We start from the raw sequence: 16,592 nt of genomic DNA on the forward strand, positions 1-16,592 counted from the left end.
AAAGGCTATGAATGAAACATATACACCTGATGAAGTAGCTAAGCTGTTTAAAATCTCTAAACACACCGTCTATGAGTTGATTAAACGAGAGGAACTTCGGGCCTTTAAAGTTGGCAATAAAATGCGGATTGAACAAGAGGAAGTCAATCGGTATAAACAACAAATGGAAACGACACCAAAGACAAGACCGTCAACCTCCAATTCCATCCACCTTGCAGGCAGTCATGATTTTCTCGTCGAACATTTAGTCAAATATGTGGCCAATCAAAACATAGGTTTAACGATTCAACCTACTTACATAGGTAGTCTCGAAGGAGTAATGATGCTTTATCGAAATATGTGTGACATGGCTGCTATTCATTTACTGGATCCTGCTTCGAAGGAATACAACCTTCCCTTTATCAAGCAACTTTTTGTCCATGAACCGATTACCGTCATGCGTTTTGCTACAAGGGATCAAGGGCTTATTGTCGCAAACGGAAACCCCAAAAATATAAGTGGATTTCAGGACCTCTGTCGTAACGATATTGTTTTTGTTAACCGACAAAAAGGTTCAGGAACTCGGTATTTATTAGATTACTTTCTAGCCGAAGAAGGACTCGATCCCCTTACCATTAACGGCTACGATAATGAAGAATGGACTCATCTTTCCACTGCTTCCCTCATAAGTGGAGGGAATGCGGATGCAGCATTAGGAATTCAGTCTGCGGCAAACCATCTTCATTTAGACTTTATTCCTATTATAAAGGAACAGTTTGATCTCGTATTTCGCTGGACAGACCACAACAAGGAATCTCTGCAACATTTGATCGACTTACTTGAATTCACGTCTTTTAAGGATAGTCTACAGAATAAAGAAGGCTATGATGTATCAGAATTCGGAAAAATTATTTATCAACATCAATAAAGACAAGGAGATTTTAAACCATGAAGTGTAATCATTACTTATTAACCAGTATTTTCACCATTTCACTACTACTCCTAGGGGCTTGTTCAAACCCAGATAACACAAACGAAACAGGTGAAACAGAAGAGCCACAAGATCTTATCCTAGCTACAACAACGAGTACACAAGATAGCGGCTTACTTGATGAAATCATTATTCCTATGTTTGAAGAACAAAATGAAAACCTTAATGTTAAAACGATTGCCGTTGGAACTGGACAGGCCCTTGAAATGGGGAAAAAAGGAGAGGCTGACGTTCTATTAGTACATGCTCCTACATCCGAAGAAGAAATTGTTGCAAGTGGAGATGCCACTAATCGCCAACGTGTTATGTATAATGATTTTATCATAGTGGGTCCTGCTAATGATCCTGCAGGAATTAAAGGTTTACCTATAACGAAGGCATTTGAAGAAATAATGTCTGAGGAAGCTGTATTTGTATCTAGAGGAGACGACTCTGGTACACATAAGAAAGAATTAGGTATTTGGAAATCAGCAGAACTTACTCCTGCAGATAACGCATCATATATGGAATCTGGACAAGGAATGGGTAATACATTACAAATTGCTAATGAAAAAGACGGTTATACGCTAACAGACAGAGCAACATTTTTAGCCCAAGAAAAGAACTTAACTAATCTTCAAATTGTGGTTGAAGGTAGCGAAGAGTTAAAAAATATTTATCATGTCATGCAAGTCAACCCTGAAAAACATGATAAAGTAAATAGTGAGGCTGGCGAAATTTTTGTTGATTTCATGATCAATGAAAATACCCAAAAAGCAATTGGGGAATTTGGTAAAGACAAATATGGCCAAGCTCTATTCTTCCCTGATGCTGAATAGTTTGTTTAATACTGTGGCGGTAAGGGCTTCGTTCTTTACCGCTACTATTATATTTTTAAAGTAGGAAGTTGGTTGGTAACATGGATCTCATCTTAGAAGGATTAAGTAAAGCACTTGAATTACTTACATCAGGTGATAAAGGAATCTTTGAAATTACACTCCTCACACTACGAGTTTCCTTTACAGCCATCCTGATTAGCACACTTATTGGAATTCCAATCGGGATTTTATTAGGTTTAACCCGTTTTCGAGGAAGAAATTTAATTCTTATTTTTATTAATATTGGTATGGGTTTACCCCCTGTCATTGCTGGTCTAACCATTACCATGCTCCTTTGGCGCTCTGGTCCTTTTGGAGACCTTGCCTTATTATACTCTCCAACAGCCATTATCATGGCACAAACACTTGTCTCCCTACCAATTGTCATTGGTTTAACAAGCTCCACGTTTCAACAAATCGATGAAAAAATGCTCCTGCAAATCAAAGCACTTGGCGCAACGAAAATGCAAACCTTACTGATTTTATTAAAAGAAATGAGGATCGCTATTTTAGCTGCGATCATGGCAGGATTTGGCCGTGTTATTGCAGAAGTTGGAGCAGCAATGATGGTCGGAGGCAATATTTTAGGTGAAACACGTATTTTAACAACTTCCATCATGATGGAAGTTTCAAAAGGAAATTTTGATGTTGCGATTGCCTTATCCTTTATTTTAATGTCCTTAGCCTTTTTAATTACCTTCTGCTTGACAACACTACAGCAAAGGAAGCGAATAGGATGACTGAAATGATTAGATTAGAACAGATTGAATATAGTGTCGCAGAGCGAAAAATTCTTTCACTTCACCACCTTTTGATCGAGAAGGGGAACACTTATGGCATTATGGGACCGAATGGCGCAGGGAAAAGCACGCTCCTTAAGTTACTTTCCCTTTTGGATGCTCCGACAAAGGGAGAGCTTTTCTTCAATCATGATAAAGTATCACCTAAACATATAACCCTTGAACAAAGGAGAAAAGTGGCCATCGCCCTTCAGCAATCTCTACTGCTTGATACAACCGTCTATCAAAATATTGCTCTCGGTCTGAAAATCCGAAAGCTTCCAAGAAAAGAGATTAAACAAAAGGTAAATGACTGGCTTGAAAAATTCAACATTACACATCTTGCAACGAAACACGCTTACCAGCTTTCAGGCGGGGAGGCCCAACGTGTGAATTTAGCTAGAGCGATGATCCTTGAGCCAGAAGTACTTTGCTTAGATGAACCATTTTCGGCCCTTGATTTTCCCACTAAAATGAAATTAATTCACGATTTTAAATCCATTTTAACCACAACCGGTACAACGGCTATTTTCGTTAGCCACGATTTACTGGAAATAAAGTCTTTAACAGATGAATTATTTATTTTGATGAACGGTGAATTACAACAACATGGACAAACAAACGATGTGATCGAAAATCCAAATGAAACGACAGCTTCCTTCCTTAACGAGTGGAAGGCCTACCTACATCCTTAATAAAAGTGTTAATGATTATTACCTAAAAATTCACCTTTGGTGCACGCCACCATGTTTTTTTATTCCATGAAATAACTTAATGGACGCACCAAAGGCATTTAAAGCATCAACAAGATTATTCAACAAAGCCTAATAAAAAGAAAAGCCGTGTACAGTAGTTCAATACTGTCATACGGCTTTTAAATATAGGAGGTCTGGGTTAGTAGATAAGTACAAACTAAGTTGTCCTTTACTATTACATATGATGGATGTTAACTCTTTGTACAGGCTTATCACCATTAGAAGAAAAAAAGGGCTCTTTTCGTTATTCTCATTAGAGATTAAAAGTCTTCCCTTTTCATGTATAAAATCACTGAAAATGGTCAACACTTTTATTAAAGTGTAAACCCCCCCTTTTTTCTAAACCTCCTATTTTAGGAGGTTTTTTTCTATAGACCGGATCCATTTTATTTATTAGTCATATAATAAGTTAAATAGCCATACACTGGTTAAATGTTTTTATTCGTAGTAACATTTAACCTTGAAAACCATCTTTTCTTATAAAGAGCAGCAATCAAATTTAACAGCCATACCGGCATTTTCTTAGGACAGAAACCCTTATTATATAATCTATAAAAGGCTCTCTTTAAATCTCTCCACTGCATACACTCTTTTTTTTGCCCATAACGAGCCACATCAACTACTTTAATCACACCATCGCCGGTTAGAAAAATATTTCGCAAATGAATGTCAGAAGGGTTCAAGCCCCTGTGCCTAGCCAGCAAAAGAGCTTGATCCACTTCTTCTATATATCGGGGAGAAATAACAAGCCCCTTACTTAAACACTCGAAAAAAGTAAGTCCGCAAAGATAATCAATCACTAAATAATTTTCCCCTGCCTCATATAACGTCGGAAAATATTCAATTCCCTGTAGTTTTTGATAAATTTGTGCTTCTTCTTTCGCAACAGCTATAAAAGGAGGGAAAAACACTTTCATCACTTTTTTCGTTGATTTTATTTTAAAAACAAAGGCACTTCTGCCAGCACCAACAAACTCCAAACTCTCGTGCTTGCTTGTTAGTATTGTTTTTTCCCCTCTCCTTGCAAACGTCACACTATGCGCTAACTCGTTATATGATGTCAAACGGAACTCCTTAAGCATTAACCTTCTCTGTACTGTCTGAACTTGACTCTGTTTCGGTTTCTTCCTTTGATAAGAACCATCCTGCAACGGCGATTCCAACTAATACAATATAGAAAGTCACTTTCCATACTGTAGAATGAGCAAAGTCTTCTGAGATAATCGATACTGCTGGATGTCCGAGTGTTAGAACAAGGAGCTTTACTCCAACCCAACCAACAATATAAAAAGCAGCAACTTCTAATCCAGGCTTTCTCGCAAGAAGTTTCACGAACATATTGGCGGCAAAACGCATGATGACCAACCCAATAAACCCACCTAAAAAGATAACAATGAAATGACCGGCATTCATGCCTCCGATCGTACCAATTGGTAACGCAGGAAGTGTGACCGCCAAGGCAACAGCCGCTAAAATCGAATCAATGGCAAAAGCAATGTCTGCTATCTCAACCTTTAACACAGTCACCCAAAAACCACTCTGTTTTTTTGCTGGCTTTTCTTCGCTTTCTTGTTCTTCTTTTTCACCCGATTTATGCTTCACATATTTTCTGAATAAATGGTTAAAGGCCATAAAGAGAAGGTAAAGTGCTCCAATCGCTTGAACCTGCCAAATATCAACAAGATAGGAAATAATGAATAACGAACCAAAACGGAACACAAAGGCTCCTGCTAATCCATAAAATAATGCCTTTCTTCGTTCCTCTTCAGGTAAGTGTTTGACCATAATAGCTAGTACTAGTGCATTATCAGTTGCAAGTAGACCTTCTAAAATAATTAAAACTAATAAAACCCAACCATATTCTAATAACATTGAAAACTCCATATTGTACCTCCTTTTATTTCCTTGTCCTCTACTGCTCAAAAGGAAAAATGGTTATAAATATCTTTGATAGAAAAACTGAACCTTTTGATTTCTTGAAATTTCAATTATTTATTTTACATGTTGCTGAATTCTTTTTTCAACTCTCTGTTCGATCCTCTCGACTGCAAGACGATCCTTCAATAACTCCTGCTTATTTTTCTCAATTAATGCCTTTAACGTTTTCTTTTCCTTTGTCATTTCCCAACACCCCTCTCTAACAAACCAAAAAATAAAGACCTTTACCATATTGGTAAAGGCCTAGTTTCTAAAAAATAATAGACCTTACCTATTGGTAAAGGTCTTGCTAACAACTTTACGTTGCCAACAAAGCCGGGAGACTCGCTCCGTAATGACGACTTTGCTGTAAAAGCTACTCCCCTTTAGGGATACACTCTTATTATAATAAATTAATAATATAGGCTCTTATCAAAAATGTCAAGCATAATCTTATAATCTCTTTCACTTGCAAAGACATTTCACCTAACGATTTAATGAATAAAGACCGAGTGCTGTGAACACTCAGTCTATATATATATCTATTTCATGTAGTTATTTTTTCTTTCGAAGAAGGGTTTATTCTCTTCTTCTTTTTCTTTATTCCAAAGCTTCTTCAACACTCTTCACCATTTCTGCTACAGAAACAAGTCCTCCACCTGAAAGATACCAATAATCTGGATCAAGATAAACGACATGATCTTCTTTAACTGCCGTAGTACCTTCCATAAAAGAAGACTTCCATCAGCAAGGGTTTTATTGCTCGTTAAGAGTGGGATAAAACCAAAGAGGAAAAGCGGTTGGCTCCCGCCAACCGCTTTTCCTTCATTTGCTCTTTTCGAATGATCACATAGTATCTATTCCTGATATTGACTAGTATATTTTTCTTTATTCTTCACTATCCTACAATTTTTGAAGGATTATTTTGTTTTGCTTTTTCTTTCACTTCAGCAATAGAAGCTTGAATTTCTACCATCTTCTTATCATCTAATTTATAGAATTTCATTGCAATAAGTGAAATAATCCATCCAACCATCGGAACACCAAACATTAATACTAATGTCATGATCAGCAATGGAGTTGTTAATGTTTCTCCTAATTGCGGAAACTCATCTTTATAGCCAATGATCGCTACCAACAAACCAACAAGTGCCGGAGCTATGGATGACATCAACTTATCAATAAATGAGAAGATTGTTCCAATCATTCCTGGTACATAGCGTCCTGTTTTATAAGTTTCATAATCTGAAACGTCTGCAATCATTGGAATAACAATCGCTGGTGTTAATTTTTCTATCCCCATTAATATACTATAAATAACTAAGAAAATGACTGTCGTTAATCCTACATTCTCAAGAGAGATGGTTGTCGGATCAACGAGGAAGAAAAAGACAAGTAAAACACTAACTGAAATCAAACCTGCCCAAGTTGCTTTTACTAAAGCATTCTTCAAACCTGTTCTGGTCGCAATTCTTGCTCCCAAAAATGTGATAAGAAGAGATGGAATAATCGTAATTAATGATATCGTACCACTAAGTGCATAATCTCCAATCATAATCCCAAAAAACATAATATAAACAGCTGGCTGTCTAAGTACCATTGTAGCAATCTTATCTGTGGAAGCAGCGATCACTAGCATTTGTAATGGTCTGTTTCCTTTAAGAATTGGCCAGTAATCACGCATTCTTGTTTGTACAGTCTCTTCTGCTAAACCGAAGTATTCTTTACGGTCCTTTTCCCAAATTGCCACTACAGCTAAAATAGTAAAGATCCCTGCAACAATAATGGCGTACGTATTTAACTCTGTAAATAATGCCATCGTAAAGTCACCGTGTTTCGCAACTAAATAGGAAGCAACAAAAACTTGTCCGCCCGTAAATACACCAATATTATAGGCTGCATCAAAAATACTAAAAAGTGGTCGTTGCTTTGGATGATTCGTTAAAACTGTTTGAGCTGCTTTTGTACAAGCAGTTTGGAATGTATAACCAACGATATAAATAGCATACATAAGAATAAAAAATGGCAATTGCATTACGTCAGGTAATAAATGAGTGACATTATAGATAATTAATACAGAACTCGCTAAAACAATATTCCCAAGAATCATAAGTGGCCTAAATTTCCCGAACTTAGACTCCGTTTTGTCAATAACAAAGCCAATGATTGGATCTGTAACAGCATCAAATAACCGGCTTGCTCCAATAACTCCAGTAACGGCTACAACCGTTAATCCAGCTATCCCTGTAGCATAGTAGGATACAAAACCAATGATAAATAAATAAAGGTTTGTTGCCGTGTTATTTAATGCAAAGAATCCAACTTGCCATAACTTAGCTGAATTATACTGTTGCCCATTTTCTGCTTTGACGTGTGACATGTAATTTCCCCCTTAAAAGCCAGTTTATTTTAAAACGCTTTCAAAAAATGACCTCTTTGCCTATATGAGCTATTTAGGTATATTTAGTTTGTTGACTAGCCAAACTAATATTATAACCACATACTACATGTAAGCGTTTTAATAATCAAGAGGTTTTTTTTTCCATTTTGTGAATAAAATAAGACAAATTTCAACGATTCATAGATTCATTGGTAACGATTTTATCATTTTAGGTGAGAAGACGCCCACTTCAATTTTGTGAAGGGTGAAGCCCAAAAATAAGTGGGAGATGAATCGCCTTTTTGCGTAGACAAACACTTGTTTGTATAGTATGATATTTCTGTAAGTTGTTCTTTGAAAACTGAAGATATGAGGTTCTAGCAGGAATAACGTCTACTAGGTAAAATCTTCAACGTTCTAATCGCCTCCACACGTACCGAAGTTGCTCATGCTTGGCTAAAGTAGGGCGTGTGGCGAGTCCAACGTACAAGGACGACGGGGTTAGCCTGCTAAAAAACTGGTGGATACACTGGTGTTCGCAGGAATCTCCCACTTCAAATTTCGTTAGAAATTAAGTGGTGAGTAGTTCAATTTTCGCCATACAAATAAACAATCGTGTTGATGCTCCAATGACCTTTGGTATATGATTCCAATCAAATTCGCCCCGCCGAATTTGCACCCGGATTTTTATCGAGCTCGCTCGATAAATGACCTTTAAAAAATCCGAGGCATCCGCCGGAGGCTTAACTTCATTCAGTCGGGGTTTGAACCCCCACTGAATCAGAGAGCTTTTTGCATTCATCCCCCACTTACAGAAGTGGAGGACTTCTGCTGAATGAAGTTAAATGTATCCTATAAAGCATACACAAAAAAGAGGTCTGCTCTATAAGTTACACTTTAGAACAGCCTCTTCCTTTTTCAAGATTTCATTCGTATAGATTTAGGTTAATCTTTAAAACCAATCAGCGTAGCCCATCTTCCTCAAGTTGTCAGCAGATGTTTTCAAGCAATCAAAAGGATCGCGTCCGTATAAAGCATCTTGCTCGACTAAGAAATACTGGGCACCACTTTCAAGACCTGCTTCAATAATCGCTGGCATATCAAGGTTCCCTTCACCCACTTCTGCAAATTCAATCGTATTCGTAAAGATTTGCATAAATCCTTCCATGTCGTTGAAATCTACTTTACTTAAATCCATTTGTCCAATTCGGTAATCTTTCAAGTGTAATAGAGAAATACGCCCTTTATATTGTTTAACAAACTCCACAGGATTGACGCCAGCTCTTTGAATCCAGTGAACATCTAATTCAAAACCGAGTTTAGTTGTATTATTTTTGATAATATCTAATAAATATTCACCATCAAATTTTTGGAATTCTAGATGGTGCGTATGATAGTAGAGTTCAATTCCATGCTCTGCTAATCGATGTGCCATTGCTTCAGCTCTCTCGACAAATCCCATAATCTTATCTTTATCGCCCATTAGATGTAATGGCATCATACCGATACGTAAGAAATTACAACCTAACGCTTTGCAATCGCTCACAATTTTTTCGAAATCATTTGTCAACGTTTCTCCCGGTGCATCTGGTAGCATTGGCTCTAGACCAGCTGACATAGCGGCAATTTTGATATCAAAATCATTACTTGCTCTTTTTAACTCAGCTACATTTTCTGCTGTCATTGGGATTTGTGATACTTCTACAGCATGATAGCCAAGTTCATTTACTTGTTTCATTGTTTCATATGCGCCAAGCTCTTCCACTTTCTCTTTAAGCATCATCATTTGAACGCCAATTTTACCTTTTTTCATTATGTTAAAACCTCCATTTTTAATTCTCTTTTTATTTCTGAAGACTTACGAATATTATCAATGATTTGAATAGAGGGTAAAGCCTCCTTAACATGAACATAATCGTTCGTATCATTTGCGATACAGGAATAAAATTGATTGATTAATTTCACATGGCTAGCCCCGTAGTAGAATTTTGCCCCCGGCAGTTTTGCGTCTTCTATCATTTTTTCCTTCTTACCATTTTCATTCAATCTAGTAAGACTACTATCTTTAATCGTAAATTTTTCATTTTCAAAGACAACTTGAAGCTCAACACTAGAGTTTCCAAAACTGGAGTTTGTTGCAAAAAATAATCCTGTCGCACCGTTTTTAAACTTAATATTGGCTACTGCCGTGTCTTCCACTTCAATCCCATAATCCAATAAATGATCGATCGATCCTCTAATTTCTTCGATTTCACCACCGAGCAACTGCATTAAATCTAGGGTATGAATGGATTGGTTAATCATCACACCGCCACCTGCATACGCCATTTTCCCTCGCCATGGCTTCAGTTCGTAATAATCCTTCGGTCTAAACCAAGTAACTAATCCCTTTATTCCAATGATCTTTCCATATTGTCCGCTTTTAACAATGTCTTGTAGCTTTTCAAAGGTCTCATTATAGCGATTTTGAAAGCATATACAAATTTTTACATCCTTGTGGTCTTCCTCAAGTTTTGCTAGAACTAACCCTTCATCTGTGTTCAAGGCAAGCGGCTTTTCTTGAAATACATGTATCCCCTTTTCAACACAAGCTTTAGTGGCAGGTAAGTGGAGGTAATGTGGCAAACAAATATGGACACAATCTAATTTTTCTTTTTCTATCATCATGTGGAAGTCAGAATAAAATCTTACATCCGATACAGTATCTTTTAAGGTTTCATCAATATCACATACAGCTACCAGCTCAACATTAGGGTTGGCCTCTATAGCAGATAGGTGAATGGTAGAAACATCTCCAAGTCCAATAACGGCAACTTTTAACATATGACCATCTCCTTAAAAAGGAGGGAAATTCATAACAAAGAGTCAAACTCTTATGAATCACCCTCATTTTTCCATAGGATTATTTTTCTACAGGTTGTTTCTTTTCTGCTTCAATCTTTTTATTTAATTCAGCAAAATATAATTCTTCATCAATTGGAAGCTCTACTTCTTTTCCTAACCAACTTGATAAATGAATAGCATTTGCTAATGAAACGCCCTTAATTCCATCGCTACCTGGTGCAAGTAATGGTTTTCCTTCCAAGATATTATCAGCGAAGTTTTCTAGAACCGCGATATGTTGCGCTCCCCAAACACTTGCAAATTCAAGTACTTCTTCACTATAGATTTCACCTAAATCTCCACCCATGAAGACTTTCATTGCATCATCCCAGCTCATTGTAGCATTCATTTCATTCTCAGATTTATGAAGTCGTTTGATTGTCACTTTTTTGCTGTCATCAACAACAATTTTCCCTTTATCTCCTACAATTTCAAAACGGTCAGTACCAATAACATCATGTGTACATGTAATGAAAACACCTGTTGCTCCATTACCATAATCAAGAATGGTCGTTACATCATCTTCAACAGCAATATCTCTTTGATAGCCGTACTTTACATTCGAATAAACCTTTTTAGGCATCCCACAAATCCATTGCAGCAAATCAATTTGATGTGGTGCTTGATTGACAAGGACACCGCCACCTTCACTACCCCATGTTGCTCTCCATGCACTTTGATCGTAATAGCCTTGTGGTCTCCACCAGTTGGTAATCATCCAATTCGTCCGACGAATATTTCCAATTTCACCATTATCAATAATTTCTTTTACTTTTTGATAAAGTGGATTTGTTCTTTGGTTGAAGAAAATAGCGAACGTCAACTCTGGTTTTGTTGCAGCAAAATCGTTTAATTGCTTTACCTGTTTTGTGTAAACACCTGCTGGTTTCTCTAGCAGTGCATGCATACCTCTTTTTAGTGCTTCAATCCCCATCTCTGGATGCAGATAATGTGGGACAGTTGTTACTACTGCATCAACATTACCGCTTTCAATCATCTCAATATAGTTATCATAGAAAGGTACATCTGGATATTTTTCTGCACACATTTCCTTTTTTGCTGGGTCAATGTCACAGATCGCTCCAATGACCACATTTTTCACTTTTCCTTCTGCTATAAATCCAGCATATGTTCCGCCTTGTGCACCGATTCCAATAATCCCTAATCTCACTTTTTTCATGATAATGTTACCCCGCTTTCTATATTTTTAAGAATTTTTAGTAGTGATTCATATTGAAGCTTGTAGCCACCTGCACCATCTAATCCTTTATCATCCTTAATTACTTCTGTTGCATCCTCAAGCTCTAAATCTTTTAATGAGTCAAATAAAACTAAATGGGGTTCCAGCGTTAAAAAGCCTTTGTATCCGCTATTAATCGCTTGGGTAAGAATTTCAGGGATCTTCCCTTCACCTGTCCCACAAACCACATTTTGGCTATCAGTCGAAACAGCATCTTTTATGTGTATATAGACTATTTCATCTTTTAACAAGTCATAGCAATCTTGCGTGTCTTCACCACATTGTACAAAGTTAGCAAAGTCGAAAATAGCTTTGAAATACGGTGAATTAACCGCTTTTAATATTTCGTGACAGCGTCTTGAAATATCACCGTAAATATCCTTTTCATTTTCATGCAATAAAATAATATCGTATTTTCCCGCAATCTCAGCAAATTGCTTAAGCTTGCTTATTACTTCATTTTTATATAGATCAGCCTCTTCCCCTTTTGGAATATAAAAGCTGAAGATGCGAATATATTGACAATCTAATACATGACTAATTTGACAAAGCGTATCTAACATCACTTTTTGTTTTTCGAATCCCTCTTCATCATTGATAAACACTTTACCAATAGGCGCTCCAATGGAAGAAACACCGATACCTGCCTTTTGTAACCGTGGCAAAACCGTTTCTTGTATCTCATCCACAGTAAAATCGCCAATATTTTTTCCATCGATACCGCGCAATGAAATATAGCGCATTCCTAGTTTTGCTACAACCTCAAGCTGCGTATTAAAGTCAGATGATATTTCATCTGAAAATCCTGAAATCATTAAGTCTTGGTTCATTGATAATTGTTCCTCCTTTTAGACTGGACTGTTGCCATGTTTGAACAATTCACTTATATTTTTTGCGATCATATAACATACTTTCCTTTTTACCTAATTGATAACGTTTGCAAATTAGGTGGCCTTTTTTAGGTGTAGCGTTGTTATATTTATATATTAAGTGAAATCGGTTACAAAATCTCGTAATATCTTGCGTAAAATAGTAAAATTAATACAAAATCTGATAAAGTTTAACGATAAGAGAGAAGAGGAGTGTCTTTATATGTCTTTACAGGAACAAGCCATTGAACAAATTTGCCGATTTGCCTTTTTCTTTTCGAATATGGATACTGTTTTTATTGATCCATCTTCACAGATCAAATGGGAATTCGGTCACAATCAATTACCAGAACCATTAGAAGCTTATTTTGGAAATATACATGATCAATTAAACCTTCATGAATCACAATCTAACCATGATGTATTATTTCACTCTAGTACCTCAAGGATTAACTATATTTCTGCTCGAATATATGATGATGAAGGAAATTATCAAGGGAGCGTTGTTACGGGGCCTTACCTTTTAGAAGAACCTACTGCCTTAATGATTCAGGATGTACTCTTTCAAAATAATCTGTCGATATCACTGAAACATATTATTACCCAGTATTATTTATCTCTACCTTTAATCAGTACATATAAAGCCAAAACAATTGCTGAATTCCTTGCATACTCTATAGCACATATACATTCTACTCATTTAAGAGGGACAAGTATTGGCAACATTACCTATAACTTTCAAGCTGAATATGAAGTTCTTCCAGATACAATAAACAATAGTACTGAACTTTCCGTTGAATTAATAGAGAAAAGGTATAGATTACAAAATGACCTGTTGTCTGCTGTTGAACATGGCAATATCGAAAAAGCAGAAAAATTACTTCATGAAGATCTTTCTTTAATTGAAAAAATACCTGACCGAATTCCTAATGATCCCTTACGTTCAGAAAAAAATTTAGCCTTTACATTTAACACATCGTTACGAATAGCTGCAGAAAGAGGCGGACTTCATCCTGTATACATTCATAGCATGTCCGAGAAATTTGCCATCCAGATTGAAAAAACATCTACGGTCCAACAACTTTCAGATTTACAAACGAAAATGACTCATGAATACTGCGAGGCAGTCAGAAAGCTTTCCTTAACAGATTTCAACTACTTGATTCGAAAAGCAATTGAATTTATCAGAATTCATTTAGATCAAGATTTAAGTCTTGCGACGATATCCGAGGCGATTGGTTCAAGCTCTTATGAACTCTCAAGAAAATTCAAAAAAGAGACAGGCCACACGATCACAGAATATATTAATAAACTAAGAATAAACGAAGCTCTTTCGATCATGGAAAATCAAAATCTATCTATTACAGATATTGCTCAAATGGTTGGCTTTAATGATGTAAATTACTTTACGAAGGTATTTAAGAAGATGAAAGGAATTACACCTTCAACATATAGACAAGGGAAGAAATATAAAATGAAACCAGTGAATATAGAAAAAGGCGATTGATCGGAATCACAAGAGCTCCCATTAAGTTTGTTAATCCCATACCTAAACTATACAAGACTAGGAAGGCGATCATTACAATTCCTATATTTTCTAGAAATATAGCGGAAGGTTCAATCAATAAGAATATAGCAAAAAGAATACTAAAGGAAATTAAAGACAACCAAGTTGCTTTTACAAAAGCATTTTTCAAACCTTTTTAGTAATCATTCTTACTCCCAAAAATGGTAACTACTCAGCCACCCTCTTAATTAAGAGGGTGGCTGAGTAGTTACTGCTTTTTTTAATATAATTAAAAATACTATCATCCCGCGTTTAACGCTAGAATATACACTACTGATCAAAAAATGATCGTCTTACTATACTTTAACGAGGCTGCTAAAAGGGAAAGGCTAAATATATTCACAAATAAAAAAATAAAAAAACTCTTGCTTATTGAAGCGCTTACATTTAATATAAAGTCACAAAGTTAATTTGTTGGGCCGACAAAATAATTGATTATTTCTTAGTCCTAAAAAAATGATTAAATTGTAAGCGTTATCTTATTGAAGCATTCATAATCTATGAGTAGTAGTTAAACAGTATAATACTTCCTAATAAAAAAATATAAATGCTTACAACGAACCAAGATGAGGATTGTCAGTGAGCAGAGAGGGAAGTCTTTCTCACATTTTCTAAATATTCAGAATAAATTGTAGCTAAAAATTGATACCCTGTCATCCATTTTTAGAATGTAAACCTATTAAAAATTATAAATAGTGGAAAGAGGCGATTGTAGTGTCTACATCACAAGTACTCCAAAACCAACAGTATCATTCATCAAAACCTTGGAAAATTGGTCTTTTTGCTTTAAATAATACGGCAACAAATCTGTATATGTTTGTCATGCTATTTGTATCCTATTATGCGACAGGAGTGGCTGGGTTAGCGGTAGTACTTATAAGTACTATTTTAACCGCTATGCGGCTTTTTGATGGAGTTACAGATCCAATCATCGGCTTTGTAATTGATAAAACAGAAACAAAGTTTGGTAAATTTAGACCTTTAATGGTGATCGGAAACATCATTTTAGCGGTCTCAGTAGTCGTTATGTACCAGTTTACACATCTGATTCCTGAATCATTTAGATTGATATTCTTTGTCGCGATCTACGGAGTATATATTATTGGATATACCTTCCAGACAGCATGTACAAAAGGGGCACAAACGGTTTTAACAAATAACCCAAAACAGCGTCCGCTTTTCTCAGTTTTTGATTCAACGTATAATGCAATCTTATTTACAGGTTTACAAGTTGTTGTTGCTTCCTATTTAGTTCCGAAGCATGGTGGCTTTACACTAAATCTATTCACAGAAATAACGACGTACGCAATTATTGTTTCAGGTATCTTTACTGCTTTAGCAGTTGTTGGAGTTTGGGAAAAAGATCGCAAAGAGTTCTTTGGTTTAGGTGCAAATACTGTAAAAACAAAGTTCAGAGATTATTTGCCTATTCTTAAAGGTAACAGACCGATGCAAATGCTTGTAATCGCAGCTTCAACTGATAAACTAGCTAATACAATTAAACAACAACCAGCATTACCGATCATGTTTTTTGGCATCTTAATTGGTGATTATACACTTAGTGGAACAATGGGACTAGTAACGATTATTCCTACTCTTATCATTACGTATATCGGTCTTGGAATTGCCAGAAAACGTGGTTTGAAAAGGTCATTTGTAGGTGGTACATGGTTATCCATCTTTACTGCCGTTATAATGATAGCGTTCTTATTAACAATAGATCCTACAAACATTTCGATGGGTAATTTTGGATTTGCAACGATTGCGTTTATTGTTTTATACAGCTTGATGAAAGGCTTTGAAAGTTTAACAGGTAATATGGTTATTCCGATGATTGCAGACTGTGCAGACTATGAAACTTATAAATCAGGACGTTTCATTCCAGGAATGTTAGGCACAGTGTTCTCCTTTGTTGATAAGATCATCTCTTCTTTTGCAGCAACTATGGTTGGAGTATTACTTGCAGTAATCGGATTTAAAGAAGTCTTCCCACAGGTTGGAGATGCATTAACTACAGGACTATTAGTGATGACAATGATACTGTTCTTTGGTATCCCACTCCTTGGATGGATCGCTTCCCTTATCGCGATGAAGTTCTACGAATTGGATGATAAGAAAATGCAGGAAATCCAAACTGAAATTGCTGAAATTAAAGCGAAGGAACAAAAAGGAAATATTGCATAGTAGCTTGTGCTACTCAAAAAACAGAGAGTACCTATAGCTTATAGGTACTCTCTGTTTTTTTATGGTTGCAAATTTATATCACTTTATCCTTTACTCTAAAAATAAAATAATAAGTTTTTATAAAAAGCCTACTCTTTTTGATATACTATACTTAATTACCTTATCTAACAAACTTAAACTATGAAAACGTT

15 protein-coding genes and 1 pseudogene are annotated in these 16,592 nt (G+C 36.0%); 6 read left to right on the forward strand and 10 right to left on the reverse strand.

The window, feature by feature from the left end:
- The first annotated feature begins 7 nt into the window (after positions 1 to 7).
- The 4 genes from JMM81_RS11820 (at position 8) to JMM81_RS11835 (ending at position 3,301) form a co-directional block, all read left to right on the forward strand.
- Entirely contained in the window at positions 8 to 907 is a 900-nt protein-coding gene (locus tag JMM81_RS11820) for a helix-turn-helix transcriptional regulator (RefSeq protein WP_256241783.1), read from the forward strand.
- Between the two features lie 20 nt (positions 908 to 927).
- Positions 928 to 1,788: an ABC transporter substrate-binding protein gene (locus JMM81_RS11825; protein ID WP_256241784.1), complete on the forward strand. Its 861-nt coding sequence runs from the start codon at positions 928 to 930 to the stop codon at positions 1,786 to 1,788.
- Between the two features lie 80 nt (positions 1,789 to 1,868).
- Positions 1,869 to 2,567, forward strand: coding sequence for an ABC transporter permease (locus JMM81_RS11830; RefSeq protein WP_256241785.1), 699 nt, complete (start codon positions 1,869 to 1,871; stop codon positions 2,565 to 2,567).
- Entirely contained in the window at positions 2,564 to 3,301 is a 738-nt protein-coding gene (locus tag JMM81_RS11835) for an ATP-binding cassette domain-containing protein (protein ID WP_256241786.1), read from the forward strand. Before JMM81_RS11830 ends, JMM81_RS11835 begins: the two co-directional genes overlap by 4 nt.
- Positions 3,302 to 3,789: 488 nt before the next feature.
- Here JMM81_RS11835 and JMM81_RS11840 read toward each other — a convergent pair whose 3' ends face one another.
- The 10 genes and pseudogenes from JMM81_RS11840 to JMM81_RS11885 form a co-directional block, all read right to left on the reverse strand.
- Positions 3,790 to 4,425, reverse strand: coding sequence for a serine/threonine-protein kinase (locus tag JMM81_RS11840; protein ID WP_256241787.1), 636 nt, complete (start codon positions 4,423 to 4,425; stop codon positions 3,790 to 3,792).
- A gap of 10 nt (positions 4,426 to 4,435) precedes the next feature.
- Complete coding sequence (locus JMM81_RS11845) at positions 4,436 to 5,245, reverse strand: TerC family protein (protein ID WP_256241788.1); 810 nt, start codon at positions 5,243 to 5,245, stop codon at positions 4,436 to 4,438.
- A 108-nt stretch (positions 5,246 to 5,353) separates the two neighbouring features.
- Positions 5,354 to 5,482 (reverse strand): FbpB family small basic protein, encoded by a 129-nt coding sequence (locus JMM81_RS11850; RefSeq protein ID WP_256241789.1) that lies wholly within the window; start codon positions 5,480 to 5,482, stop codon positions 5,354 to 5,356.
- Between the two features lie 396 nt (positions 5,483 to 5,878).
- Positions 5,879 to 5,998: pseudogene (locus tag JMM81_RS11855) on the reverse strand (ABC transporter); the annotation flags it as partial.
- Positions 5,999 to 6,176: 178 nt separating this feature from the next.
- The gene (locus JMM81_RS11860; protein WP_256241791.1) at positions 6,177 to 7,658 is read right to left on the reverse strand and encodes an MFS transporter; all 1,482 of its coding nucleotides are present in this window, start codon (positions 7,656 to 7,658) and stop codon (positions 6,177 to 6,179) included.
- Positions 7,659 to 8,229: 571 nt separating this feature from the next.
- A complete protein-coding gene (locus JMM81_RS11865; protein ID WP_256241792.1) occupies positions 8,230 to 8,460 on the reverse strand; it encodes a hypothetical protein in 231 nt (76 codons plus the stop codon).
- Positions 8,461 to 8,610: 150 nt separating this feature from the next.
- Positions 8,611 to 9,471, reverse strand: a complete 861-nt coding sequence (locus JMM81_RS11870) for a sugar phosphate isomerase/epimerase family protein (RefSeq protein WP_256241793.1) — start codon at positions 9,469 to 9,471, stop codon at positions 8,611 to 8,613.
- The gene (locus JMM81_RS11875) at positions 9,471 to 10,481 is read right to left on the reverse strand and encodes a Gfo/Idh/MocA family protein (protein WP_256241794.1); all 1,011 of its coding nucleotides are present in this window, start codon (positions 10,479 to 10,481) and stop codon (positions 9,471 to 9,473) included. The genes JMM81_RS11870 and JMM81_RS11875 overlap by 1 nt, the downstream gene beginning before the upstream one ends.
- Before the next feature lie 79 nt (positions 10,482 to 10,560).
- A complete protein-coding gene (locus JMM81_RS11880; RefSeq protein ID WP_256241795.1) occupies positions 10,561 to 11,721 on the reverse strand; it encodes a Gfo/Idh/MocA family protein in 1,161 nt (386 codons plus the stop codon).
- Entirely contained in the window at positions 11,718 to 12,611 is an 894-nt protein-coding gene (locus tag JMM81_RS11885) for a sugar phosphate isomerase/epimerase family protein (RefSeq protein WP_256241796.1), read from the reverse strand. Before JMM81_RS11885 ends, JMM81_RS11880 begins: the two co-directional genes overlap by 4 nt.
- A gap of 262 nt (positions 12,612 to 12,873) precedes the next feature.
- Here JMM81_RS11885 and JMM81_RS11890 point away from each other — a divergent pair, with 262 nt between their 5' ends.
- Together JMM81_RS11890 and JMM81_RS11895 are read left to right on the forward strand one after the other, a co-directional pair.
- Positions 12,874 to 14,157, forward strand: a complete 1,284-nt coding sequence (locus tag JMM81_RS11890; RefSeq protein ID WP_256241797.1) for an AraC family transcriptional regulator — start codon at positions 12,874 to 12,876, stop codon at positions 14,155 to 14,157.
- A gap of 774 nt (positions 14,158 to 14,931) precedes the next feature.
- The gene (locus JMM81_RS11895; protein WP_256241798.1) at positions 14,932 to 16,401 is read left to right on the forward strand and encodes an MFS transporter; all 1,470 of its coding nucleotides are present in this window, start codon (positions 14,932 to 14,934) and stop codon (positions 16,399 to 16,401) included.
- Positions 16,402 to 16,592 lie beyond the last annotated feature (191 nt).

The sequence above is a fragment of the Bacillus sp. V3B genome (assembly GCF_024494465.1).
In the GTDB taxonomy this organism is placed as follows: Bacteria; Bacillota; Bacilli; order Bacillales; family Cytobacillaceae; genus Bacillus_BD.

Coding starts and splice junctions, on each gene's coding strand:
- JMM81_RS11860 (WP_256241791.1), bottom strand. CDS start 7,658: ATGTCACACGTCAAAGCAGAAAATGGGCAACAGTATAATTCAGCTAAG.
- JMM81_RS11885 (WP_256241796.1), bottom strand. CDS start 12,611: ATGAACCAAGACTTAATGATTTCAGGATTTTCAGATGAAATATCATCT.
- JMM81_RS11825 (WP_256241784.1), top strand. CDS start 928: ATGAAGTGTAATCATTACTTATTAACCAGTATTTTCACCATTTCACTA.
- JMM81_RS11865 (WP_256241792.1), bottom strand. CDS start 8,460: ATGAATGCAAAAAGCTCTCTGATTCAGTGGGGGTTCAAACCCCGACTG.
- JMM81_RS11870 (WP_256241793.1), bottom strand. CDS start 9,471: ATGAAAAAAGGTAAAATTGGCGTTCAAATGATGATGCTTAAAGAGAAA.
- JMM81_RS11850 (WP_256241789.1), bottom strand. CDS start 5,482: ATGACAAAGGAAAAGAAAACGTTAAAGGCATTAATTGAGAAAAATAAG.
- JMM81_RS11890 (WP_256241797.1), top strand. CDS start 12,874: ATGTCTTTACAGGAACAAGCCATTGAACAAATTTGCCGATTTGCCTTT.
- JMM81_RS11880 (WP_256241795.1), bottom strand. CDS start 11,721: ATGAAAAAAGTGAGATTAGGGATTATTGGAATCGGTGCACAAGGCGGA.
- JMM81_RS11820 (WP_256241783.1), top strand. CDS start 8: ATGAATGAAACATATACACCTGATGAAGTAGCTAAGCTGTTTAAAATC.
- JMM81_RS11830 (WP_256241785.1), top strand. CDS start 1,869: ATGGATCTCATCTTAGAAGGATTAAGTAAAGCACTTGAATTACTTACA.
- JMM81_RS11845 (WP_256241788.1), bottom strand. CDS start 5,245: ATGGAGTTTTCAATGTTATTAGAATATGGTTGGGTTTTATTAGTTTTA.
- JMM81_RS11835 (WP_256241786.1), top strand. CDS start 2,564: ATGACTGAAATGATTAGATTAGAACAGATTGAATATAGTGTCGCAGAG.
- JMM81_RS11875 (WP_256241794.1), bottom strand. CDS start 10,481: ATGTTAAAAGTTGCCGTTATTGGACTTGGAGATGTTTCTACCATTCAC.